General features: G+C 36.7%; 22 protein-coding genes. 9 read left to right on the top strand and 13 right to left on the bottom strand.

Annotated features, from left to right (window positions below):
* Positions 1–54: 54 nt before the first annotated feature.
* From H5968_RS16040 to H5968_RS16025, 4 genes are all read right to left on the bottom strand, one after another.
* Positions 55–2,889: a zinc-dependent metalloprotease gene (locus tag H5968_RS16040; protein ID WP_187040746.1), complete on the bottom strand. Its 2,835-nt coding sequence runs from the start codon at positions 2,887–2,889 to the stop codon at positions 55–57.
* Positions 2,890–3,430: 541 nt separating this feature from the next.
* On the bottom strand, positions 3,431–4,348 hold the full coding sequence (locus tag H5968_RS16035) for an NAD(+) kinase (protein ID WP_187040745.1): 918 nt from the start codon (positions 4,346–4,348) through the stop codon (positions 3,431–3,433).
* 80 nt (positions 4,349–4,428) lie between these two features.
* Positions 4,429–5,427, bottom strand: a complete 999-nt coding sequence (locus H5968_RS16030; protein ID WP_096567165.1) for an SDR family oxidoreductase — start codon at positions 5,425–5,427, stop codon at positions 4,429–4,431.
* A gap of 250 nt (positions 5,428–5,677) precedes the next feature.
* Positions 5,678–5,782, bottom strand: coding sequence for a PetM family cytochrome b6-f complex subunit 7 (locus H5968_RS16025; RefSeq protein ID WP_096567167.1), 105 nt, complete (start codon positions 5,780–5,782; stop codon positions 5,678–5,680).
* Between the two features lie 242 nt (positions 5,783–6,024).
* On the opposite strand from H5968_RS16025, the gene pdxA reads away from it, so the two are divergent.
* The gene (pdxA, locus tag H5968_RS16020) at positions 6,025–7,143 is read left to right on the top strand and encodes a 4-hydroxythreonine-4-phosphate dehydrogenase PdxA (RefSeq protein WP_255427158.1); all 1,119 of its coding nucleotides are present in this window, start codon (positions 6,025–6,027) and stop codon (positions 7,141–7,143) included.
* On the top strand, positions 7,136–7,432 hold the full coding sequence (locus H5968_RS16015; protein ID WP_187040744.1) for a DNA-binding protein: 297 nt from the start codon (positions 7,136–7,138) through the stop codon (positions 7,430–7,432). The genes pdxA and H5968_RS16015 overlap by 8 nt, the downstream gene beginning before the upstream one ends.
* Before the next feature lie 10 nt (positions 7,433–7,442).
* On the opposite strand, the gene H5968_RS16010 is transcribed toward H5968_RS16015, so the two are convergent.
* Together H5968_RS16010 and H5968_RS16005 are read right to left on the bottom strand one after the other, a co-directional pair.
* On the bottom strand, positions 7,443–8,201 hold the full coding sequence (locus H5968_RS16010; RefSeq protein WP_255427157.1) for an endonuclease/exonuclease/phosphatase family protein: 759 nt from the start codon (positions 8,199–8,201) through the stop codon (positions 7,443–7,445).
* A 491-nt stretch (positions 8,202–8,692) separates the two neighbouring features.
* Positions 8,693–9,409 (bottom strand): response regulator transcription factor, encoded by a 717-nt coding sequence (locus H5968_RS16005; RefSeq protein ID WP_096567177.1) that lies wholly within the window; start codon positions 9,407–9,409, stop codon positions 8,693–8,695.
* Positions 9,410–9,889: 480 nt separating this feature from the next.
* Between H5968_RS16005 and H5968_RS16000 the strand changes: the two genes are divergently transcribed.
* On the top strand, positions 9,890–10,339 hold the full coding sequence (locus tag H5968_RS16000) for a rhodanese-like domain-containing protein (protein ID WP_187040742.1): 450 nt from the start codon (positions 9,890–9,892) through the stop codon (positions 10,337–10,339).
* A 96-nt stretch (positions 10,340–10,435) separates the two neighbouring features.
* On the opposite strand, the gene H5968_RS15995 is transcribed toward H5968_RS16000, so the two are convergent.
* From H5968_RS15995 to trpB, 4 genes are all read right to left on the bottom strand, one after another.
* Complete coding sequence (locus H5968_RS15995; protein ID WP_187040758.1) at positions 10,436–11,065, bottom strand: ribonuclease H-like domain-containing protein; 630 nt, start codon at positions 11,063–11,065, stop codon at positions 10,436–10,438.
* 102 nt (positions 11,066–11,167) lie between these two features.
* On the bottom strand, positions 11,168–11,713 hold the full coding sequence (locus H5968_RS15990; protein ID WP_096567182.1) for a CAP domain-containing protein: 546 nt from the start codon (positions 11,711–11,713) through the stop codon (positions 11,168–11,170).
* A 547-nt stretch (positions 11,714–12,260) separates the two neighbouring features.
* Positions 12,261–12,776, bottom strand: coding sequence for a CAP domain-containing protein (locus H5968_RS15985; protein WP_187040741.1), 516 nt, complete (start codon positions 12,774–12,776; stop codon positions 12,261–12,263).
* 9 nt (positions 12,777–12,785) lie between these two features.
* Positions 12,786–14,027: a tryptophan synthase subunit beta gene (gene trpB / locus H5968_RS15980; protein ID WP_187040740.1), complete on the bottom strand. Its 1,242-nt coding sequence runs from the start codon at positions 14,025–14,027 to the stop codon at positions 12,786–12,788.
* A gap of 799 nt (positions 14,028–14,826) precedes the next feature.
* On the opposite strand from trpB, the gene H5968_RS15975 reads away from it, so the two are divergent.
* From H5968_RS15975 to H5968_RS15950, 6 genes are all read left to right on the top strand, one after another.
* The gene (locus tag H5968_RS15975; RefSeq protein WP_096567186.1) at positions 14,827–15,093 is read left to right on the top strand and encodes a type II toxin-antitoxin system ParD family antitoxin; all 267 of its coding nucleotides are present in this window, start codon (positions 14,827–14,829) and stop codon (positions 15,091–15,093) included.
* Positions 15,090–15,383 carry a type II toxin-antitoxin system RelE/ParE family toxin gene (locus H5968_RS15970; RefSeq protein ID WP_096567188.1) on the top strand — a complete coding sequence of 98 codons (294 nt, stop codon included), beginning with the start codon at positions 15,090–15,092 and terminating at the stop codon, positions 15,381–15,383. Before H5968_RS15975 ends, H5968_RS15970 begins: the two co-directional genes overlap by 4 nt.
* Before the next feature lie 437 nt (positions 15,384–15,820).
* Positions 15,821–16,669: an alpha/beta fold hydrolase gene (locus tag H5968_RS15965; protein ID WP_187040739.1), complete on the top strand. Its 849-nt coding sequence runs from the start codon at positions 15,821–15,823 to the stop codon at positions 16,667–16,669.
* 159 nt (positions 16,670–16,828) lie between these two features.
* The gene (gene hemJ, locus H5968_RS15960; protein WP_187040738.1) at positions 16,829–17,431 is read left to right on the top strand and encodes a protoporphyrinogen oxidase HemJ; all 603 of its coding nucleotides are present in this window, start codon (positions 16,829–16,831) and stop codon (positions 17,429–17,431) included.
* A gap of 174 nt (positions 17,432–17,605) precedes the next feature.
* Complete coding sequence (locus H5968_RS15955) at positions 17,606–18,478, top strand: DUF6671 family protein (protein WP_187040737.1); 873 nt, start codon at positions 17,606–17,608, stop codon at positions 18,476–18,478.
* Positions 18,479–19,495: 1,017 nt separating this feature from the next.
* The gene (locus tag H5968_RS15950) at positions 19,496–19,684 is read left to right on the top strand and encodes a hypothetical protein (RefSeq protein ID WP_255427156.1); all 189 of its coding nucleotides are present in this window, start codon (positions 19,496–19,498) and stop codon (positions 19,682–19,684) included.
* 55 nt (positions 19,685–19,739) lie between these two features.
* Here H5968_RS15950 and H5968_RS15945 read toward each other — a convergent pair whose 3' ends face one another.
* The 3 genes from H5968_RS15945 to H5968_RS15935 all read right to left on the bottom strand — a co-directional run bounded on the left by H5968_RS15945 (position 19,740) and on the right by H5968_RS15935 (position 21,570).
* On the bottom strand, positions 19,740–20,279 hold the full coding sequence (locus tag H5968_RS15945) for an alpha-ketoglutarate-dependent dioxygenase AlkB (protein WP_187040736.1): 540 nt from the start codon (positions 20,277–20,279) through the stop codon (positions 19,740–19,742).
* A gap of 96 nt (positions 20,280–20,375) precedes the next feature.
* Positions 20,376–20,993, bottom strand: coding sequence for a hypothetical protein (locus tag H5968_RS15940; RefSeq protein ID WP_187040735.1), 618 nt, complete (start codon positions 20,991–20,993; stop codon positions 20,376–20,378).
* A gap of 1 nt (position 20,994) precedes the next feature.
* Entirely contained in the window at positions 20,995–21,570 is a 576-nt protein-coding gene (locus H5968_RS15935) for a Uma2 family endonuclease (protein WP_187040757.1), read from the bottom strand.
* Positions 21,571–21,847 lie beyond the last annotated feature (277 nt).

Genomic DNA, 21,847 nt, shown 5'->3' with positions numbered 1-21,847 from the left:
TTCTGTCCCCAGTCCCCAGGGATGCACTGAGCTTGTCGAAGTGTCCCCAGTCCCCTAGTTCCCCTGCAATGGAGCATTTAAAGCTTTTTCAATGCGATCGCGGGTTTCCAGTAAATGCGCTTTTGTATACTCATCATCAGACCTCACCCGTTTGAGTTGGTGATCTAATTGTTTGAGCTTATACCATGCTAAAGTGCGAGCATCTTCTGGTACATCTACTTTCCGTAATACCATCGCTGTCAAAAAGTTGACATATTGCCGTTGTAAACCCCGTCGTAAACTAGAAATTTCTAATTTTCCTTTTGGTTGTAAAACCTCCGTCCAAATTCCCATTTGCAAAGTATTAAATACTTCAGGTAAAGTCAGTGCTTCACCGGGTTTGCTTTTAAGTTCGATATCCTTAATGCGAGTCAGGCGATCGCTTGAAAGTAAATCACTCAAAACCGCACTCTGTACAAACAACACCAAATCATGAACCGGGAAATCTAAACGCCCCGTGACAGGTGTACTTCCCCAGTGATACCAACGAGAAGGTACTAATTTATTCAGTAGTTTCGGTGAAAATTTCAGCGCCTCTTCATCAAAAACATACTCTTGCAAAGTTGCTAATGCCTGTCTTTGTTTTTCCACAGGAACCGCCACAAATGGTAATCTGCCTTTATTATCAACCGGATTAACTCTGTAAAAAGACTGACCACCAATGTATTTAATAGTGTAACTTAACTGCTGTAAATAATTACCAAAAATGGTACTAAACTGATCAGTTAAATCGCTGTAACTATCACCATACATTAAATAACCCTGATTTAAACGATCCCACATCACACGGGAATTATCCAACTGCCAGCGAGAATAAACTAGCACATTACCGCTATTATCCCAAGGTGCAGATGTAGGATCAATTTCCGATGTATCTTCATCAGGAGAATAACTCAACTCTGGGTTTTCTGATAATTTCGCTATTTCTGCCAAAAATGATTTTTCTGCAATGGTACTTTTTGCCCCAGAAGGAGTATAACCATACTGTATTGCCCAAATATCATAACTTCCCACTTTATCAGGAAAATAATCCCCCTGAACTGTACCACGAGGGGCAATATTAGGAGGAATATAATCCATCACTGAAGCAGTTAAACCCTTAGTGCTAGTAATTTCTCGATTATTCATCTCCTCTGGAGGTAAAAGATTGCTACCGCGAAAATTATGCCGCAAACCTAAAGTATGGCCTACTTCATGGGCAATAATTAAACGTAAATATTGATGAATATAATCTTGCATCTGATCCCGACTAGGAACAGTATTTGCTAATAGTGACATAGCCAAAGCACCAAAAGCAAATTGATTAGCAGATTCTATCCCATAGCATAAATCATACTCTCCCGCTAGTTTAGATAAATTGCCAATTAACCCTTTATTTTTTTGATCATTTTTACCACAAAGAAGGCGATTTTGCATCAATGTAGATAAAGTAGTTGGCGTTTGTGTTTGTTTTTGTGTTTGCTTGGGTAGAATAATTTGCCGATATTCATTTTTTAAAGCCCTCACAAAACTAGCATCTACCAGAATATCAGCATCCAAAATTTCTCCCGTCAAAGGATTAACACGGGAGGGACCAAGGGCAAAATAGCCATCTACCGTATTAATCCAGCGAATTGTATTATACCTAATATCAGCCGCATCCCAGGTAGCATTATCTGGCATTTGTTTAACTTCAATCGCATCCTTAAAACCCGCCTGCAAAAAAGCTTGATTCCACATTAATACCCCTGCTCTAATCGCATCACGATATTCCAAAGGAACAGCGTTATCAATCCAGAAAACTATCGGTTTTTTTGGGGGAGAAATTTCCGCTTTGGGGTCTTGTTTTTCTAAATTCCAGCGATTAATATAACGGACAAAATTATCATGACGATCATCCCTAGATAAATCTTGATATGCAGTGATAAAATATCCCACACGCTCATCTGCTAAACGCGGTTGATAATTATTATTAGGCAGTTGAGAAATACTATAGTGCAGCTTGAGAGTAAAGCCACGACTATCAGCCAGTACACTCAGATTTCCGCCAGCGCCTGTAAAATTGAAAATTGATTGCACTTCTAGATTATGGGGAAAAACTTTAGCATTACCAAAATAGGCTTGTTCTGGACTTGCTGATAATTCCAAACTCGCAGATAATCCTGCTAAATCTGTTAAGAGTAAATCACCTAAATCAATGAGTATTGTTTTCCGTTGGGGATGAATACTTTTAATCGGCAAATTATAGAGAACAGAATCACTAAAAGAACGGCGCAAAGAACGAGCTTGTGGATCTCCTTCACGAGTCCGAAAATTCACATTCCGCACCACAAATTGCAAAGTATTATCTATGCGTTGAAAATAAAATAGAAAATCTTGCAACGGTAAACCACTATAAATACCTTTTTCACCAATACCAGATTCCAAAGTAGCTGTAGCTAAGAAGTTTTTATTTAGTTGTTCTGGTTTAATTTCTAAATATATTTTATTATTTTCTTTTTGGCGATAAAGAGTAAATATACCCTCTAATTTTTGAGTGTCTTTGACAACATCATCAAATTCTTCTAAATTCTCATTTTTATATGGTTTAGTGATATCTCCAGGTTTTTTAGTTGGTTTATTGGCATTTTTCGCAAGTTGTAAAAATGGTTGTTGTCTGGCTTTTTTTGGATCTTCTACCACCCACATAAACGGTTGTTTTTGTACCTGTTTATTTTGATTAATTACCCATAGTTGCGATGCTGGTAAAGTTATTTGATCTGAAGTTGCCAGATTTTCCTTTGCCTTTGTCTCTAATGACTGGGCGCAAGCAGTTCCCATACCTAAAAATAAACTATGTAACACAACTATATAAAAAGTTAATCTTTTCATTCTACATCCCTAATAACTATTGATTCTGGTAAAAACAACAAGGCAGAAAAAAAAGCTAACACGCTCAGAGAGTTCCTCTAGGATGATTAACCATGACTACATTATAAAATTAAAAAATTGTCAACTATATTTAACTAAACAAAAATCAATAAATAAAATTCCGGCAAAATCAAAGATTTGAATGTATTGGGAATATTACCATAAAGAAATATTAGCTTGGTTGCATTGTTGGTATTTTTTTCCTGTGCTTCCGTAGACAGAGTAGTTAGGACATCAATTTATCATGAAACTCCTACTACAATAGGGTTTTACTCCTGACTCCTGTACGGGCGAAGTAGGGGCGAAGTAGGGGCGAAGCATTCGGAAAATAGCCTGTTGCTAAAAATGATATTGTAGATGTTTTAGCACGTTCCATTATCAAACCTCGACCGTCCCAAGATGCAATTTTAATTACTCATTCCCAATACAACCCAATACAATTGCTTAACTACCAATTGTCGAAGAAAACCTGTATTGACAACTGACAACTGACTACTGATAATTATGGCAATTCTACAGAATTGGGTTTAGCAATATGTGGTAGTCCCCAACCTAATTTTTCCCGTAAAACGCGGAAAAACTCTGGTGATTGTAAGCGAATAAACCTAGCCTTATGTTGCGATCGCTCTAAATATACCCGATCATCTGGAAATACATAACACCCACCGTTACCATCTACCACCATCACCATCCGGGGTACATTGACTGGATAGATGTTCACAGGTTCATTGTTAGGAAATACCAAAGCCCTGGAAGCCAGAGAGTGGGGACAAATTGGTACTAACTGTAACACTGGCACACCAGGAGTAATCACTGGTCCGCCAGCACTTAATGAATACGCAGTTGAACCCGTTGGCGTGGAAACAATTACACCATCGGCCGCAATATCCACTGCTGCATGATGACCAATTTCAATTTCAAAATGGCACATCGAAGTTAATGGTTCTCGATGTAACACCATTTCATTTAAACATAAAGCTTCCCATAAGACAGTTTCCCCCCGTAGCACTTTGACATTGAGCATGGTTCGTTCTTCGATTTCATACTTACCTGTCATTACCTGTTCTATAGCTTGGGGAAGCTGGTTAAGGTAAGCTTCTGTCAAAAATCCCATGTGACCAGTATTCACAGTTAACAATGGTATCCTACAGGGGGCAACTTGACGGGAAGCTGCTAAAACAGTTCCATCTCCCCCTAATACCACTGCAAACTCCATACTGGGATCAAAACCGGGAGGTGTGAGAGCTTCCACTGGGGTGTGGCATACAGGACCATCAGGATTAGAGTAGCCCAGTATACCACCGATGCTTGTTGTCACACACACATCCCAACCAGCTGCGGTTAACTGGTCTTTGAGTTCGATAGCGGTTCTAGTTGCTATCGGTTTAACGTCGTTGTAGATAATGCCAGCTTTCGGCACATTCAAATATCCAAGTAGGCTATGCTTTTTCTTTAGTAATGGTTACATATTTTGGGATATTGTAATCAACATCTGGGATTTTATTGACTATTAGCTTTTGATGACTGTTTAAAAGGCGTTTTTTTATCTTTTTTCTTTTTGCTCTTGGTTTTCTCGTAGTCTAGCTCTTTCAGCTTTTTCATAATCCGGCTGAAATACTCTTGCAAGTAAGTTTCTACTGTGGCTGTCTGTTGTTGCTCCAAGCCAAACACTGTATATACTTCATCCATTGGCGCATTTAATGGTTTACCACTGGCTAAAACTTCGGAAAAAGCCAATCTATCAGCTACATTCCATCCCCATTGGAAAAACCGCAGTAAGCTTTGAACACCACGCAACAAGCCAATAGGCATCCGTGTTACTCTCGCATCTTTTCCTGATAAACGTTCACAAATATTTATTATTTCTTCTGCACTCCAAGCACGAGTACCCACCACAGGGAAAGTTTGTTTTTGGGTTTCTGGTACACTCAATGCCCGAATCGCAAATTTAGCAATATCTTGAGTATCCATATAAGCCACCGGGGAAGATGAACCTGTCACCCACACCGGCTGATTTTCCAAAATGGGTATGCCATATTGACCAATTAAGCCTTGCATAAACCCAGCTAATCTTAAAATAGTGTAATTTAAGCCAGATTCAGCTAAAAATAATTCTGTACATCGCTTGATTTCCATTAGCGGTACATTGGGATATTTATCAGCATCAAGAATAGAGAAAAAGATAAAATGCTCTACACCCGCAGCTTTTGCAGCTTGAATTAATGCTACCTTACCTTCCCAATCTACCTGTTTAATTGTTAATGAATCTGTAGCGCGAGATGTGGAAGCATCAATGACTTCGTTTACACCTTCTAATGCTCCTACCAGGGTTTCGGGATAGCACAAGTCGCCTTTCACCAGTTCTGCACCCCACTCTTTGAGAAATGCAGCTTTTTTGGTACTGCGAACTAAGCAGCGTACTTTGTACCCCTCGTCAATAGCACGACGAGCTACTTGTCTTCCTAATGTGCCAGTAGCACCGACAATTAATAATGTCATGAGGGTCGTTATATATTTTAATGTTTTATGATAAAAATCTTAACAGAGTTTAGTTATAGAAATAAAAGTTTACATTTTTTTTAAGGAGGCTGGGGATTGGGGACTGGGGACACTTCGACAAGCTCAGTGCATCGCTGGGGACTGGGGAAGAAAATTTTAGATTTTAGATTTTAGATTGGAGATCACAAAAACAATCCAAAATCCAAAATCCAAAATAAAAAACTCCTGCCTTCTGCCCCCTGCCCCTTGCTTATTCTTCAGCGCCTTGAATTTTCAGCAATAAAGCGCCGAGACCCCAACCTACGAAGATTAAGCCGAAAGATAGCATAGCTGCATTTAAGATTTCGCCGCCCATTTGCTGTGTTTCTCCTTTGTGAACTGAATGGTTTGTAGATGTTTACCGTTTATGAGACTGCTTAACTTAACTTGATCGCTCAAATCTCATTTTTGCTAGTCTGGTAACTTAGGTAAACCAGGTCTTCAACTGTCTTGAGGATTAGACCTGTCTAAATAATTCTAAAATAGTTTAGCAGCTAATTGAAATCGGGACTGGGTAGCTACGAGGTTATAAACTATTTTCCCAGTCACCAATCACCAATGACCAATCACCAATCACCAATGACTAATCAACGTCCACGTTTAGCAATCACACTAGGAGATCCTGCCGGTATTGGAGCAGAGGTAACTTTAAAGGCTTTGGCTGATTCAGAAGTTAGCCAAAACTGTTATTTTGTCGTTGTTGGTAGCCGTAATTTACTTAGTAAAGCTTATAAAAATTTGACAGCTAATACTGATGATTTACTAGCTTTGGCAAATCCTGATGAGTTAAATGTGATTGATGTTGATGTACCAAACTCAGGTGAAATTATTACTGGGGTGGGTAATGCTGCTAGTGGTGCGGCCAGTTTTGCTTATATGGAATATGCCATATCTCAAACTTTAGCAGGTGATTTTGATGGTATTGTCACAGCACCTATCGCTAAATCAGCTTGGAAAGCCGCTGGTTTTGATTATCCGGGACAAACCGAACTTTTAGCCGAGAAAGCAGGTGTAGAACGTTTTGGAATGTTGTTTGTCGGGCGATCGCCTTTGACAGGTTGGACTTTACGGGCTTTACTTGCTACCACACATATTCCATTATGTCAAGTATCTCAAGTCTTAACACCGGAATTATTAACAAAAAAATTAGATTTATTAGCAGAATGTTTAGAAAGAGATTTTGGGATTAAAAATGGGAAAATTGCGATCGCTGGTTTAAATCCCCACAGTGGAGAAATGGGACAATTAGGAACAGAAGAAATAGATTGGTTAATCCCTTGGTTAAAAGCAGAAAGACAAAAACGACCGCATTTACAACTAGAAGGACCCATACCACCGGATACAATGTGGGTGAAACCGGGTCAAGCTTGGTATGGTAATTCTGATCTTAAAAATGTTTCTAAAAATGTTGCTCATGCTTATTTAGCACTTTATCATGATCAAGGTTTAATTCCGGTAAAATTAATGGCTTTTGATCGGGCGGTAAATACTACCATTGGTTTACCGTTTGTGAGAACTTCCCCAGATCATGGAACAGCTTTTGATATTGCCGGAAAAGGTATTGCTGATGCAACCAGTATGAAAGCTGCGATACAATTAGCGGTGGAGTTAGTGAAGCAAAGGCAAAGTTTACCTCACGCAGAGGCGCAGAGACGCGGAGAGGAAAAGGATGTCTAAAAGCACTAGCTACCATGAAAAACTAATCCAAGACTTAAAAGATCCACTGGAAGCAGCTACTTATATTGAAGTTGTTCTAGAAGAAGGCGATCCTAAAATGTTAAATAAGGCACTTAAAAATGTTATTGAAGCTCAAGGTGGAATTGAGAAACTATCAAAAACAGTACAGCAATGTTATGAGAACCTAGCCCAGAAATTATCTGAGCAAGGAGAAATTGAATTTTATTGTTTACGTACCTTATTAGATGCTTTAGGGTTACAGTTAGCAGTATCCGTTAAGTCTGCTTAATTTTTGACTACTATTCCCTATTCCTGATGCTTAACTTCACAATCACCGGAAAATGATCAGAAGGCCAAATACTTTCCCATTGTTTATTGTCAATGATTACTTGTTCGATGTGAAAACGGCGATCGCCATAAATTGTATCCCTAGCATCCACGGGTTCACCAGTAAAATTATGAAAAGTTTTTTGTTCTGCTAACGGCAGATTTGCTAAAGTATCTTGTATTCTAAAATTATCAGCTAAAATTATTCGTTCTAAAGTTCTGGAATGAGCGTTAAAATCTCCTGTTAACAGTAAATAATTTTCAGCAGGAAAACCCATTAAACGCAGACTCAGCAAACCTGCACCCAACTCCCTCGCTTTAGCAATTTCATGATCTAAATGAGTATTAACAATAGTTAGAGAAATACTAGGATCACCCACCTGAAAATTAGCCCAAGTTGCCATGCGTGGTAAACGAGTTCCCCAAGTAATACTACCAGGAATTTCTGGAGTATCGCTGAGGTAAAAATCTTGAGTTTCTTGCAGTTTTAAAAGTTCAGGTTGATAGAAAATTGCACAGTGTTCATCTTCTCCTGTACCAGAGCGATCGCCACCAACAAATTTATATTCTGGTAAAAGTGCTTGTAAATCCTTCAGTTGATGGGGTTTACCTTCCTGTGTACCCACTACATCTGGTTGATAGTGTTGAATAACAGCAGCGATCGCACCTACACGCTTTTCCCACTGACGTACCCCCGGATCTGGTTTGTCGCAGCGGAGGTTAAAAGTCATAACTGTGATTTTCATTACTTTCTTTAATGGCATCTATATTGATAAGAATATATAGTATATAGTCAATTTAGATTTTATAGTTCTATAATAACTTATTAGCGGAAATTTTAAAAATCTTCAAAATCTAAAATCCAAAATCCAAAATCCAAAATCTAAAATTGCTCTGAGGCTTGAGTAGATACAAATTCCCTGACCGACTTTAGCCTTAATAATTCCAACTCATGCTAAATCTGTGATCAAGCCCCAATAAAAATCCTTGGTAAATTCAGATGTACAACCAGATTGTTAATTGATAAACGCACCAATATTTTAATGATTTGTTTTTGCTCTGGAGTGTAAGCATTTAGCATTCAGTCATCGGTTTCCCTCAGTACCTAAAAGATTGAAATACAAAGAATGAAAAAAAGCAGATGCAGATAACATTCCTAAAATTAAAACGTCTGAATACTGGCTATTGGCTGATTACTGATAGCTGAATACTTACGGAGAGGTTAAACTTTGTTACCTTCTGGTGGTTCAAACTTATAACCATAGCCGCGTACCGTTTTGATAAACTCTGGTGTACTCGAATCAACTTCCATTTTTTTACGTAATTGACCAATATGCACATCTACAACCCTTCCATCTCCTACATAGTCACAACCCCAAATTTTCTGAATTAGTTGGGGACGACTCCAAGCTTGTCCTGGATGACTAGCTAAAAAATGTAAAATATTAAACTCTAAAGCCGTTAAAGCTAAAGGTTTATCATTCAATTTTACCTCTCTACCTTCTGGGTTAATTGCTAATTGTTGAAAAACAAGACGTTGTGATTGATGAGGATGGATATAACGAATGCGTCTTAAAAGTGCTTCAACTCTGACTTCCACTTCTGCTAGGCTAAATGGCTTAGTCATGAAATCATCTGCACCTGCGGCCAGAATTTTAATTTTATCAGCTTCATCATTCCGGCTAGTGAGTATCAAAACTAAAACATTGGTGCGACTTTGCATTTCTTGACAAAGTTTATAGCCATTGGCATCTGGCAAATTCCAATCCAGAATTACCAAGGCTGGATTGAATTGATCAAATAATGCCATAGCACTTTTACCATCTGAGGCCGATTCTATTTGGTATTTTCGACTCAGAAAACGGTAGACGAGATTTCTCACACTGAAATCGTCATCTACAATCATAATCTTGGGAATATTCGTGGCAAGCTTATCCATAGTCCAATGCAGTTTATTGATTGATTTGGCGATTTTCTGTGGTGACAGATGCTTTGAGATGTTGTGTTTAAGGAGTATCTTAGCTCCTGGCTAAATAAATAAGTAGGAAAAATGCTTTAGTCCTTGTATACACTGAATTTTTCCTGAAGTTTATGCAAACTTTATAATAATCCTTATAAAATGTATCGGTAATGTATGATTTTGGTATTTTTTGAAAAAAAAAATGTATAAAATATAAATCAATTGTGGTGTTATACCGAAGTATCTGTACTGAAATTTTACTGATGACGATATGAGGAATCGAATATATCTAAAGATAGATTTTTACAAGATTTATTCAGGATTTATTCAGGATTTATTCAGGAAAATTTTTATATTTTCATACTCAAGCCAGACAAATTAACTAGACTTTGTTTGTTAATTTATTGTTGACTAAGTTGATTGAAGTTGAAATTGAATAGGTTAAAACGGATAAAACTTATGACTAATAATTTGATGGGTGGGATTATTCCTCAACAGCCACCCATAGAAGTAGAATCGGATGTTCATGTAGTTAAATCTCGTCTAGAATGGGGCGAACCAGCATTTACAATTTTGGATGTCCGCGATCGCTCAACCTACAACCAAGGTCATATTATGGGCGCAATGCCTATGCCTATAGATGAACTAACAGATCGTGCAGAAATTTCTTTACAAAAAAGCCGTGATATTTATGTTTACGGCACTGATGAGGGACAAACTGCTCAAGCTGCCCAAAGATTGCGTGCTGCGGGATTTGTACACGTATCAGAATTAAAAGGTGGTTTGGGAGCATGGAAAGCAATTGGTGGACAAACAGAAGGTATTATCGAATCAAGAACTCCCGCAGGTGCAGATGATTACAATGTTGTCTCTCGCATCCAAAAGATTATGGAAAATCAACAGAAGTAAATAGGGCATTAGGCATTGGGCATTGGGCATTGGGCAGATAAGAAAATCAATAATAATAATAATTCCAATTACCAACTACCAATTACCAATTACCAATTAATGTTCAAATAAATCTTTGAATTGTAATAAATCCAAAGAAACCAATGTTGGTAGAACTTGAAAGCACTCTTGCGCTAGTTGCCAACGTTCTTCTCGTTGTAGCATTTGCGTTAGTTTTTCTTGAATGCTCAATAAGTAGCGGACATCATTAGCAGCGTAACTTAATTGAGCCTCCGATAAATTAGCAGCATTCCCCCAATCAGAACTTTGAGAGCTTTTGTCTAGTTCTACTTGTTCTAATTCCTGTACTACATCTTTCAAACCATGACGGTTAGTGTAGGTGCGGGCTAACTTACTAGCAATTTTAGTACAAAAAACAGGTTGAACCTGAATATTAAGATTGTGGCGTAAGGTAGCAATATCAAACCGTGCAAAGTGAAATACTTTGAGGATGTGGGTTGCTTCCAAAAGTTGTTTTAAATTTGGAGCTTCTGTTTGTCCTTTAGCGATGCGGATAGCGGTGACTTTTCCTTCTGGGTTGCACAACTGAACAAGACACAAGCGATCGCGTTGTGGTAATAATCCCATTGTTTCCGTGTCTACAGCCAGAGCTTCAGATTTTAAATACTCCGCGAGGGTAGCAGCATCTATATCACCGTCACTAACCCTAAAATCATCTAATCTCATCAATCGTTCCCAAATGAATGATAGTGTCTATCAGTTAAAAAATTACTGGATCAGACACTAATTTATTATTATGCAAATTGTGCAAAAAATCAGTAAGACAATCTATTTGGTATTGACAAATATTTGTGTGAGATAAACTTCACCTTTGGCATTAGTCGCCACTCCCACCCCTGTCAATTTAAAATTTCCTTGAATATTATGCAAATGTCCAGGACTGTTGAGCCAACCAATCACAGCTTGCTTTGCTGGATCACTATATCCCACGTTGAAAGCCACATTTTCGGCTGCATTGTCATATTTAAGAGGAATGGCTTTAACTCGTTGTTCCAATCCATGATGACTAAATTTCACTATACCATTAGCCATGTTCTGACTGTGAATTCTTGCTTGCTGAGTGATACTTGCATTTAAGGTGAGCTTTGATAATCCTTGAGAAACACGATATTGATTAATTTGCTCAAAAACTAATTTTTCTAAAGTAGCATTTTCAGAACCAAGATTCAAAATAGCCGCCTGACTAGAAGTATTAAATGACTGAGTGTGAGTGATTTTTTTAGCAGAATTATTGCTGGGAACAGGATCAGTCATCAATCCACTAGCAAGGACAAGCGTACTTAAAGCCATGCCAAAAGCAGTTTGTCGGAACATAGAGAATTAGGTAGTGTATGGATTTATCAGACATATACTCTATCTTCTGATGTACAGAATAAGTACCAGGATACTGTCAAGTATTGGTGAACTGAAGAATTACAGTAGGTGTCAGGAGTCGTAGGGGCGAAGCATTCGGGCGACTAATTATAAATTTTGTCCAAGCCTATTTTCCGAATGCTTCGCCCGTACAGGAGTCAGGAGAAATCTTACCTATTACCTATTACCCATTACCTATGACCCATTACCTGTCACCTTCTATAATTCATATTTTTGAGTTCACTTTCCTGAAAATGACATTTTATTTTGCTAAAAGTCTGCCAATTTCATAACTTTAAAAAAATCCAGTATCCAGTATATGCCTATGGTAGATGCTTCACCTCACAAAGTGTTATTGTCACTACATTTTTAGTCAAAAAAATATATAAAAAATAGTATCCATTGACAGATGCAAAAATAATTGATAATTGACAATTGAAATTATTGGGATTACGAAACCAAATAATTACCAATCACCAATCACCAATCACCAATCAGGTACTAAAATTTATCTTGATGTGAGGAAAATTTGTGTGAAAAAAATTTGTCCTTTCCTGTTACTCGCCACACCAATTCCTGTGAGGTTATAATTACCTCTAATGTTAGCTAGATGTCCTGAACTCTTTAACCAGCCTTGTACAGCGGTGGTTGCAGGATCTGTAGAACCTTTGTTGTAAGCCACATTTTCCGCAACTCTACTGAAAGGAATACCAATCGCTCTGACTCGTGCTTGAAATCCATCATGACTAAAGGTAACTTTACCACTAGCCATGTTTTGACTGTGAATTTTTGCTTGCTGATCAATACGAGAATTACGAGTCAATGGGGGTAAATTTTGGGAGGATCGGTACTGGTTTATTTGTTGGAAAACAGAGGCTTCTATAGCAGCAGTATTAACATTAGTTTGTGCTACTTTGTAGCTGTCATTGGATATAAAAGATGGACTGGGAGCAGAACTAGCCATCCCACCACTGACTAAAACTAAGAAACCTGCACCAATAGCTGAAATAGTATTTCTCAACATGATTAATTATCAGCCTTGAATTAAGAATTTAGCAGCTGTTTGCACATCCTTATCACCTCTACCAGAGCAGTTAATCACAATCCGGGGACTGCCTGTAAGTTGAGGACATAAAGTTTCTAAATAGGCGATCGCATGAGATGTTTCCAAAGCAGGTATAATTCCCTCTAACCGGGATAAGCGTTGAAATGCCTCTAAAGCTTCAGCATCTGTCACACTATAATATTCAGCCCTGCCAATATCCTTCATATAGCTGTGTTCTGGACCAACACCAGGATAATCCAAACCTGCACTAATGGAATGGGGTTCAATCACCTGTCCATCATTATCTTGTAACAGATAACTCATTGCCCCATGCAATACACCAACTTGTCCTTTTGTCAAGGTAGCGGCGTGTTTACCAGTATTCACACCTTCACCAGCAGCTTCCACACCTATTAACCGCACCGATGGTTCTTTAACAAACTCATAAAAAAGTCCCATTGCATTAGAACCACCACCCACACAGGCCATGAGAATATCAGGTAAACCACCCCATTTTTCCATTGCTTGAGCGCGAGTTTCCTGGCCAATAACCGCGTGAAAATCCCGGACTATCATCGGGTAAGGATGGGGACCAGCTACAGAACCCAGGATATAATGAGTAGTTTCTACATTCGTTACCCAGTCGCGGATGGCTTCAGAAGTGGCATCTTTAAGAGTTCCCGTACCTGCTGCCACACCACGAACTTCCGCCCCCATCAAGCGCATTCTAAACACATTTAAGGATTGGCGTTCCATGTCGTGAACACCCATGTAAATAATACATTGCAAACCAAAACGAGCGCAAACGGTAGCTGTAGCTACCCCATGTTGTCCTGCACCTGTTTCAGCAATAATGCGCTGCTTACCCATGCGCTTTGCTAATAATACTTGACCAAGGGCATTATTAATTTTATGAGCGCCTGTATGATTTAAATCTTCGCGTTTTAAGTAAATTTGCGCTCCTGTGCCATCAGGACGGGCATAATGGGCGGTGAGTCTTTCAGCAAAGTATAAAGGGGTAGCGCGTCCTACGTAATCTCGCAGTAAACCTTGTAATTCTGCTTGAAAATCAGGATCATTACGGTATTGGTGATAAGCTGTTTCCAGTTCAGCTAAAGCCGGCATTAAAGTTTCAGGAACATATTTACCACCAAAGCGTCCAAAACGTCCTAAGCTATCGGGAACAGCAGCGGTTTGTGAGAAGTTGGGGGAAAGGGGAGTAGTAGTCACAGATTCGGTTAAATTAGAGAACACAGTTAATTGTAATTCTAGAACAATCTTCTTTTACAGCAGGAGTCGTAGGGGCGAAGCATTCGGAAAATAAGCTGTTACACAGCTAAATTGTATAATCCTAATATTCTGAACTCTTGTTTAACAGGCAAGATGCCTGTTCCACTTATACAAATTAAATGCACAACAGCTTAGTTTTGGACAAAAATTGATAATTGGTCGTCCGCATGCTGATGCTTCCAGCACGCTTCGCGAACGCCCGTACAGGAGTCAGGAGTAAAACTATTTTTGTTTCTCGTTTTCTCGTTCTCAGTCAGAGACTGGTAATGCGATCTAGGAGGTTCTACCTCCAGTTATCATTGAGGCATAACCCCTAACTGTGTTCTGCTATATAAAACCTAGACAAAACTAGACTTTACTTTCTACTTCAACGGGAGCATGGGAGCAGTTATCCCTCAGTAGACTTTCACGCCTTAGCCAGACGCGATTGTGTTCCAATTAAGTTTCTGAAAAAGACTACCACCATCATTGCTTGGTTTTCGCGTCGGCAATAGTCTCAATTCAATACTTGATATCACCGTATTATATATCAAGTAGTTGATTTTTTCCTAAAAATATATTGATTTTTGTCAATAAATATAAGTATAGTTTTGTCTATGAAATTGTCAACTTAGGACTTGCTCACTCAGAGCATGGGAACTAGAGACTAGAGGCTGAATGGGAATATGCTTGTCGTGGTGGAACTAACCCAAGTTACATATTGTTTATAATAAAAATTATCAATCACAGAAGACAAACCATGAATATTACCCTAAACCCAGAACAAGAACAGTTTATTAAAACCCAACTAGCACAAGGTAAATTTCCTGATGCTCAAGCAGTAATTAATCAAGCATTACAATTGTTACAAGAAACACAAAAAGAATATGAAGAATGGGTAGAAGATGTGAGAATTAAAGTCAACGAAGCCGCAGCAGAATTAGAACGAGGTGAAGGAGTTCCTTTAGAAACAGTCATTGAACAAATGCAAGCCAAATTTCGCCATGCGCGTGAGGCGAAAAAATGAATCAATGTTTAATTTCACCTCAAGCAATAAAAGATTTAGATAGCATTTCCGAATATTTTTTAACTAGAAATATTGAAACAGGAGAAAAGATTTTTCAAGAATTTACGAGAAAGTGTGAAAACTTGCTGCAATTTCCCCAAATGGGGCGTAGTTACGAACACATCAGAAAAGGAATGCGGGGAATACCTCTTAATGGTTACATCATTCTTTATCAACTTGTTGATGATCATGTAGAAATTCTCAGAATTGTCAATGGTCGTCAAGATTTAGAATCTTTGTTTGCAGGATAAATACATAAACGCGGATAAACGCAGATTTTCAGAATCAAGATATCCAGGATTAAAGGATTTACAGGATAGAATCAATTAAAAAATTAGGATATTTTCACAAATAAAAGCGGATGCCTATATGATTAAAGAAGATTTTTTTTACAAATGATGAGGATTTTCATGATGAATCCAGCACTGGAAAACAAAAAATCTATTTTAGAAAAACTAGACAATTTAACAGCTGCACAACAGGAACAAGTATTAATTTTTATTAATTCATTATTCTGACAAAAAATATTTAACTGTTTTATGATATCTCTCAATAGCTGCTTATTTTATCAGGTTGTCAAATAAAAGTCAATAATACCCTACTTGTTTTTTAGTCTTGACAATAAATGATAAATTAATGTTAGAAGTCGGGGATCTATATCATTGTATTTTCAGGATCGGAACATAAAGTGTCAATAAAAGAACATAAGATAACAGTAAATTCCTTAGAATGGTATTATCGGGAAGCCCAACCCATTGGACGAAGTGATTTATTACCAGTGGTATTACTACACGGCATAGTTTCCCAAAGTTATAGCTGGAGAAATATTATACCAGCTTTGGCAGCACAGGGAACAAGAGCGATCGCACCAGATTGGATTGGATACGGCTTTTCTGCCAAACCAGAAAAACGCGATTTTGCTTACACTCCCGACGCATTTATCAAAGCTTTAGATGACTTTATTCAAGCTATAGAATTAGAACGTTTTTCCTTAGTTGTGCAGGGATTTTTAGGTTCAGTTGGTTTACAATATGCCTTGAAAAATCCTGAAAAAATCGCCAACATTGCTATTTTAAATGCTCCCATTTCTACATCTGCTAAACTACCTTGGAAAATTCAACAAATGGGTTTACCATTAGCAGGGGAAATGATGACACAAGATCCCTTACTAGTGGATAGAACCTTAGAAGGTGGATGTCGTTATCGCATCGAAGATCAAGATTTAGATGTTTATAGAAAACCGTTCTTGAAAACTTCAGCATCTGGTCGCAGTTTACTATCAACAATTAGAAATTTGCAACTGGATCAAGCCATGTCAGAAATTGAAACAGGTTTTAAAGAATGGCAAAAACCGATTTTAGTACAATGGGGAATCATTGACCCTTGGTTATCTTTAGATATGGCTGAAAGTTTTGTGAAATCTGTACCCGATGGAGACATAATTAAGTTACATAAGGTGGGACATTATCCCCAAGAACATTATCATGAAGTGATTTTACAAGACCTGTTACCCTTTGTGCGTCGTCATAGCAGGTGACAGGTGACAGGTGACAGGTGACAGGTGACAGAAATAATTGATTACCAATTATCAATTACTAATTACCGCGATAATCTGCAACCTTGTCAATAATTGCCGTAACCTGATAATAAGAGTAAATGCAATCATCTGTAAATTGACTAAGGTAGGTGACAATTCATGGCTTATTCATGGTTTAAAGCCTTTCACATTATTGGTTTTGTAGTTTGGTTTGCAGGGTTATTCTACCTGGTGCGTTTATTTATTTACCACACAGAAGCGAACCAAGAACCAGAACCCGCAAAAACGATACTCAAAAACCAGTATCAACTGATGGAAAAACGTCTTTACCATATTATTACCATCCCCGGAATGATCGTCACGGTAGCGATGGCCATTGGTATTCTTTCCACTAACCCAGACTTGTTAAAAGAAACTTGGTTACATTTTAAATTAGGCTTTGTGGGTATTTTATTAATCTATCATCATTATTGTGGTAGATTAATGAAACAGTTAGCCGCCGATGAATGTAAGTGGAGTGGACAACAATTAAGGGCTTTAAATGAAGCACCGACTTTGTTATTAGTTGTCATTGTCATGTTGGCTATTTTCAAGAATAATCTACCCACAGATATCACTGCTTGGTTAATTTTTGGTTTAGTGATTTTCATGGCTGCTAGTATTCAAATGTATGCCAAAATTCGCAGACGCAATAAAGAAAAAATGTTGGCAGAAATGAATCAAGTTAATCAAAATAATCAAGTTCCCCAAGCGCAAAGTTAAGTTTTGAGGTGGGCATTGCCCACCATAAAAATGTAAGATTCAGGAGTCAGGAGTCAGTAGGGGCAAACCCCCTGTGGTTGCCCTCTCTCTTTATATCTAGGTTTTACCTTTGATTCTGTACCTGATTGATCTGCAATCTTCTGTAATATTATTTATCAGGGAGTCTCAACCGTAATGACAAAGCAATTATTGAAAAATCTCTTTAATAACCGTGTGGCTGTGATCGCAACTATGCACCATAAAGAAAAAGTAATTGCCCCATTATTACAACAAGAATTAGGAATTAAGGTTATTGTACCACAGGATTTTAACACCGATGTTTTTGGCACATTTACTAGAGAAATAAAACGCCCAGATACACAAATTGCCACTGCAAAATTAAAAGCACAAAAAGCTATGGAGATGACAGGGGAAAAGATAGCTATTGCTAGTGAAGGGAGTTTTGCACCTCATCCCAGTTTTCCTTATATTTATGCTAACAGAGAAATTATTGTTTTTTTAGATCAAGAAAAAAAATTAGAAATTGTTGGGGAAGTTTTTTCTACTGATACTAACTTTAATCATCGAGTTATTAGCAGTTTAGCAGAAGCAGAAGAATTTGCTGAAAAAGTCGGTTTCCCTGAACATGGTTTAGTGGTTTGGTTTGAAAAATCAAATCCTGAAAATCTTGAAATTATTAAAGGTATAACTACCACAGAAAAATTACAGGAAGCTGTGAATTTCGCTTTCAATAATTCCCCCGATGGTAATTTACATATAGAAACTGATATGCGGGCACTTTATAATCCAATGCGGATGAAGAATATCGAAAAAGCTACCCAAGATTTGCTGAATAAAATTAATAGTTGTTGTCCTCAATGTTCTACCCCTGGATTTAGTATAACTCAAAAAATTAAAGGTTTACCTTGTGAAAGTTGCCATCAACCAACTTTATTAACTATGGCGGTAATTTATCAATGTTGCAAATGTAATTTCATAGAGAAAAAATTATATCCTGATGGTAAACAGTTTGCAGATCCGGGATTATGTGAATATTGTAATCCTTAATCACAACTCATAAATGATAAATGATAAATGTTCAAAAATTCCAATATTGAAAATAGACAGCCACATTTTCATGGAAAGGATAGGTTTTAAACTGCAATCAAACAATTATCAATTTTCAATTGTCAATTATCAATTGATATCTGAATAAAGCCCCCTCTTGAACGGTTAATAACAAGAGGGGGTTTGGAGCTAAAGTCCGGTAGGGTAATCGGGCTATTTAATATTTAATAATTATTCGCTATTTATCAAGTCCTCCTTTAGAGAGATAAATTTTTAGATAAAATTATTTGTTGGTATAATTAGATAAAAAATTGATAAAAAAAGCCCCCGCTATCAGATATCAACGGGGGAATATTGTATTAAAGTTCGTCAGGTGATCGGAATATTTAATTATTTAGTATTTATTGTTTGTATCTTTATTCCTCCATTAGATAGAGAAATTTTCCAATATCTGTTTAAATTCGTCTATTAAAATACTAAGTGTTACTTTTGGTAAGCTTTATTAGTACAGGAGTCTTGCTCAGACTCTCAACTCAGACTCTCAAGAACGTCATATCATATCCATATACGCAACTTTTTTGAGAAGTCTGGGAGCTATTTCCTGCCAATTTGCTGTATTCTAAATTTTAGAATTTTATTTTAAAGATTCTCTAAATTTTTCAATTTGGTGATATGGAAAAGAATTTATTTTCAATTCTTTCTGTATGATGTAGAGGCTACCCAGGATAAAACTAATTATAGCTAGGGTATACATTGTACCTAAAAAGCCATTTATTATTTGCACTTTTGAATTTTTTAAACGTTGTTCTGAACGTTTTTCTTTTCCCATTAATAATACTAGATAAAATCTCGGCTCTACTAGAGTGGTTATGGTAAAATAATATAAATAAACCGGATAGCGGACGATAATGTTATACTAATTAACAGTCTGAAGTGATTATCACAAAAGAGTCTTGGAATTAATTAAGATTAAGAAAGTTCAAAAAGATTGAAATAAAAATTAGTGATTTAATAAATATGCCATCTAATCCCTTACTTCACTTGATTACGAAAGTTATTAATCTTGAAGATATCAAGGTTGTTAATTATGATTTTATTACTGATGATGAAATAGTTATAGAAATCGAAAATAAGCAAAAAGAGGGAAAATGTCCTCACTGTGAAAATACAACCGATAAAATTCATCAAAATCTAGGATTTCCATAGGTATTTTGCAGAATCTTGTAGAGATGCAAGATAACTCTCAAATGTGTGATGAAGATTAGGAGCATAAAAATCTGGAGATTTTGTGATTTTTTGAATGCTTATGTCGTAAAGAAAAACGACGAGTTGCACCAAAACTAACAGAAGCAATGATGGGATTTTTACCTAATTCTGGTTCATCATCACTATGCCACGAAACACTGTCTTTACCATCACGATATAAATTGAGAAGAACACTATTAAAATTAACTTGAGCGATTTCTTCAATCTTGGATTTAATTAATTTTAATGTTGTGTTCCAAGGTTCTGGATGTTGTTCTATACCAGAATAAGTATAAGATTTTCCTTCATCTCCATACCATGCTGTCAATCTTGGTATAGGCATTTGTTTACCAAAAAATTGGATTATTTCTTGTTTCCAGTTCACACTAGAATATAAATCTGAAAAAAGCTGATTGCTTTCTTGATTGCTAAAAAAAATCGGATATAATATTACTTCTCCATCACTAGAAATAATTGTTTTTTTGTGAATCTGATTTTCTAAAGTCAGATTATTGGTATCTGGTAAATAATCCCAAAGACTGATTTGATTATACATAATTTGATTAAATCTCCGTAATTATACATTTAGTGAAATCATCTGTTGTGGTTCAGAATGCTGAAAGTTATTAAAAAATTTTAGCAATATTTACTTTTACATCCATGTGTGTAATAAATTATTAGCCCTATCTATAAAGTCAGAAGTTGAATCTATAGATTTCATTTTCTTGATATGTTCAGACCACTGTATTCCTAGATTTTTGAAGTCAGTTTGACCTAATTTTTCCCACAGGCTATTAAAATCCAGTTCTTTTACAGGAGAAGGCTTAAAATACTCTAACCCTAAATCATTAAAAAATTCTATATTTCTATTATCTAAATTTACTTTCAATACAATATGAACAAAACTAAGTTTGAAATTTCCGGTTAGAAATTCAAACTTTTCAATATCATTATAGTTTATAGAGATAGAAGTGTATTTTAAATAATCCATTTTCTTTTTTGCCTCTTTTGCTTTACCTTTTGCGTAATATGTTCCCTCTAAAGGGATAAACTGTATTAAGCTATAAAAGTTTTCTAGAAACTCGGCATTTACATCACTCTCTACTATTAATCTCTTATTTGTTAAATGAATAGTATAACTCCCTCCAGTAGCTGAATAACCAAGCCAGTTTTTTTTAACTACTACAGCAATAAAAGAGTAAAGATGTTGTTCAGAATCTTCTAAGCTGGTGTTGATTAGTTTAATTGGAGTATATTGTTCTTCTTCCATATTACCAAATCATCCCCAAGTTCAAAACAAAACCCTTTAACACATCTTCCCCCGAAACCGTAGCAGGAGAATCTAAAACCTCAACCTCCTGACCTGGTCTATAAATTTCCACCTGACGAGATTTACGATTAATTAATATACCCAAACGCACACCATTATCTATATATTCCCTCATCTTTTCTTGTGTAGTCTTCAAACTATCACTAGGAGAAAGTAACTCAATCACAAAATCAGGACAAATAGGAGGAAACTTTTGTTTTTCTTCATCACTTAAAGCATCCCATCTTTCTAACTTTATCCAAGAAGCATCAGGAGAACGATCCGCACCATTAGGCAATTTAAAACAGGTAGAAGAATCAAAAGCTATCCCAGTACCATCAACATCAGTCCAATTAAATAACTGTTGATTTACCCTACCATTACGATTTCCCGTTTCTCCTCCAGTTGGTGGCATAATAATTAAATCTCCATTTGCATTTCTTTCAAATCTCAAGTCGCGGTTGTTTTGACATAGCTCAAAAAACTGCTCATCAGTCATTTCTATTACTGATTTAAAATTGACAGTTAAAGCATTCATAGTTATACCCTCATGAAATATTAAGGCAATCATTTTAACTATCTCAGATCCCATTATATACCATTAATCTGATTTTTAGGTATTGGTATAGTATACTTAACAAATCTTAAAAATTTACTCTTTTCTAAACCAAAGTCATAACCTTATTATCAGAAGTGTTGAATGTTAAGAAATCTGTGATAAAAATAGCCCAAAATATATTAAAATTTGAGCAAGCTATATCAAAATATTGATTTGATCATGATTATAAATTCATTTCCCAAGATTGTCAAAGACA

The sequence above is a fragment of the Sphaerospermopsis sp. LEGE 00249 genome (assembly GCF_014299995.1).
In the GTDB taxonomy this organism is placed as follows: domain Bacteria; phylum Cyanobacteriota; class Cyanobacteriia; order Cyanobacteriales; family Nostocaceae; genus Sphaerospermopsis; species Sphaerospermopsis kisseleviana.
Note: the sequence above shows the minus strand (reverse complement) of the source record. Positions and strands in the feature narration are given on the sequence as shown.

What these genes read in the sequence shown, in the direction of transcription:
- H5968_RS16040 (WP_187040746.1), bottom strand. Translation starts at nt 2,889, where the DNA reads ATGAAAAGATTAACTTTTTATATAGTTGTGTTACATAGTTTATTTTTA.
- H5968_RS16030 (WP_096567165.1), bottom strand. Translation starts at nt 5,427, where the DNA reads ATGACATTATTAATTGTCGGTGCTACTGGCACATTAGGAAGACAAGTA.
- H5968_RS16025 (WP_096567167.1), bottom strand. Translation starts at nt 5,782, where the DNA reads ATGGGCGGCGAAATCTTAAATGCAGCTATGCTATCTTTCGGCTTAATC.
- pdxA (WP_255427158.1), top strand. Translation starts at nt 6,025, where the DNA reads ATGACCAATCACCAATCACCAATGACTAATCAACGTCCACGTTTAGCA.
- H5968_RS16015 (WP_187040744.1), top strand. Translation starts at nt 7,136, where the DNA reads ATGTCTAAAAGCACTAGCTACCATGAAAAACTAATCCAAGACTTAAAA.
- H5968_RS16010 (WP_255427157.1), bottom strand. Translation starts at nt 8,201, where the DNA reads ATGACTTTTAACCTCCGCTGCGACAAACCAGATCCGGGGGTACGTCAG.
- H5968_RS16005 (WP_096567177.1), bottom strand. Translation starts at nt 9,409, where the DNA reads ATGGATAAGCTTGCCACGAATATTCCCAAGATTATGATTGTAGATGAC.
- H5968_RS16000 (WP_187040742.1), top strand. Translation starts at nt 9,890, where the DNA reads ATGACTAATAATTTGATGGGTGGGATTATTCCTCAACAGCCACCCATA.
- H5968_RS15995 (WP_187040758.1), bottom strand. Translation starts at nt 11,065, where the DNA reads ATGAGATTAGATGATTTTAGGGTTAGTGACGGTGATATAGATGCTGCT.
- H5968_RS15990 (WP_096567182.1), bottom strand. Translation starts at nt 11,713, where the DNA reads ATGTTCCGACAAACTGCTTTTGGCATGGCTTTAAGTACGCTTGTCCTT.
- H5968_RS15985 (WP_187040741.1), bottom strand. Translation starts at nt 12,776, where the DNA reads ATGTTGAGAAATACTATTTCAGCTATTGGTGCAGGTTTCTTAGTTTTA.
- H5968_RS15975 (WP_096567186.1), top strand. Translation starts at nt 14,827, where the DNA reads ATGAATATTACCCTAAACCCAGAACAAGAACAGTTTATTAAAACCCAA.
- H5968_RS15970 (WP_096567188.1), top strand. Translation starts at nt 15,090, where the DNA reads ATGAATCAATGTTTAATTTCACCTCAAGCAATAAAAGATTTAGATAGC.
- hemJ (WP_187040738.1), top strand. Translation starts at nt 16,829, where the DNA reads ATGGCTTATTCATGGTTTAAAGCCTTTCACATTATTGGTTTTGTAGTT.
- H5968_RS15955 (WP_187040737.1), top strand. Translation starts at nt 17,606, where the DNA reads ATGACAAAGCAATTATTGAAAAATCTCTTTAATAACCGTGTGGCTGTG.
- H5968_RS15950 (WP_255427156.1), top strand. Translation starts at nt 19,496, where the DNA reads ATGCCATCTAATCCCTTACTTCACTTGATTACGAAAGTTATTAATCTT.
- H5968_RS15945 (WP_187040736.1), bottom strand. Translation starts at nt 20,279, where the DNA reads ATGTATAATCAAATCAGTCTTTGGGATTATTTACCAGATACCAATAAT.
- H5968_RS15940 (WP_187040735.1), bottom strand. Translation starts at nt 20,993, where the DNA reads ATGGAAGAAGAACAATATACTCCAATTAAACTAATCAACACCAGCTTA.
- H5968_RS15935 (WP_187040757.1), bottom strand. Translation starts at nt 21,570, where the DNA reads ATGAATGCTTTAACTGTCAATTTTAAATCAGTAATAGAAATGACTGAT.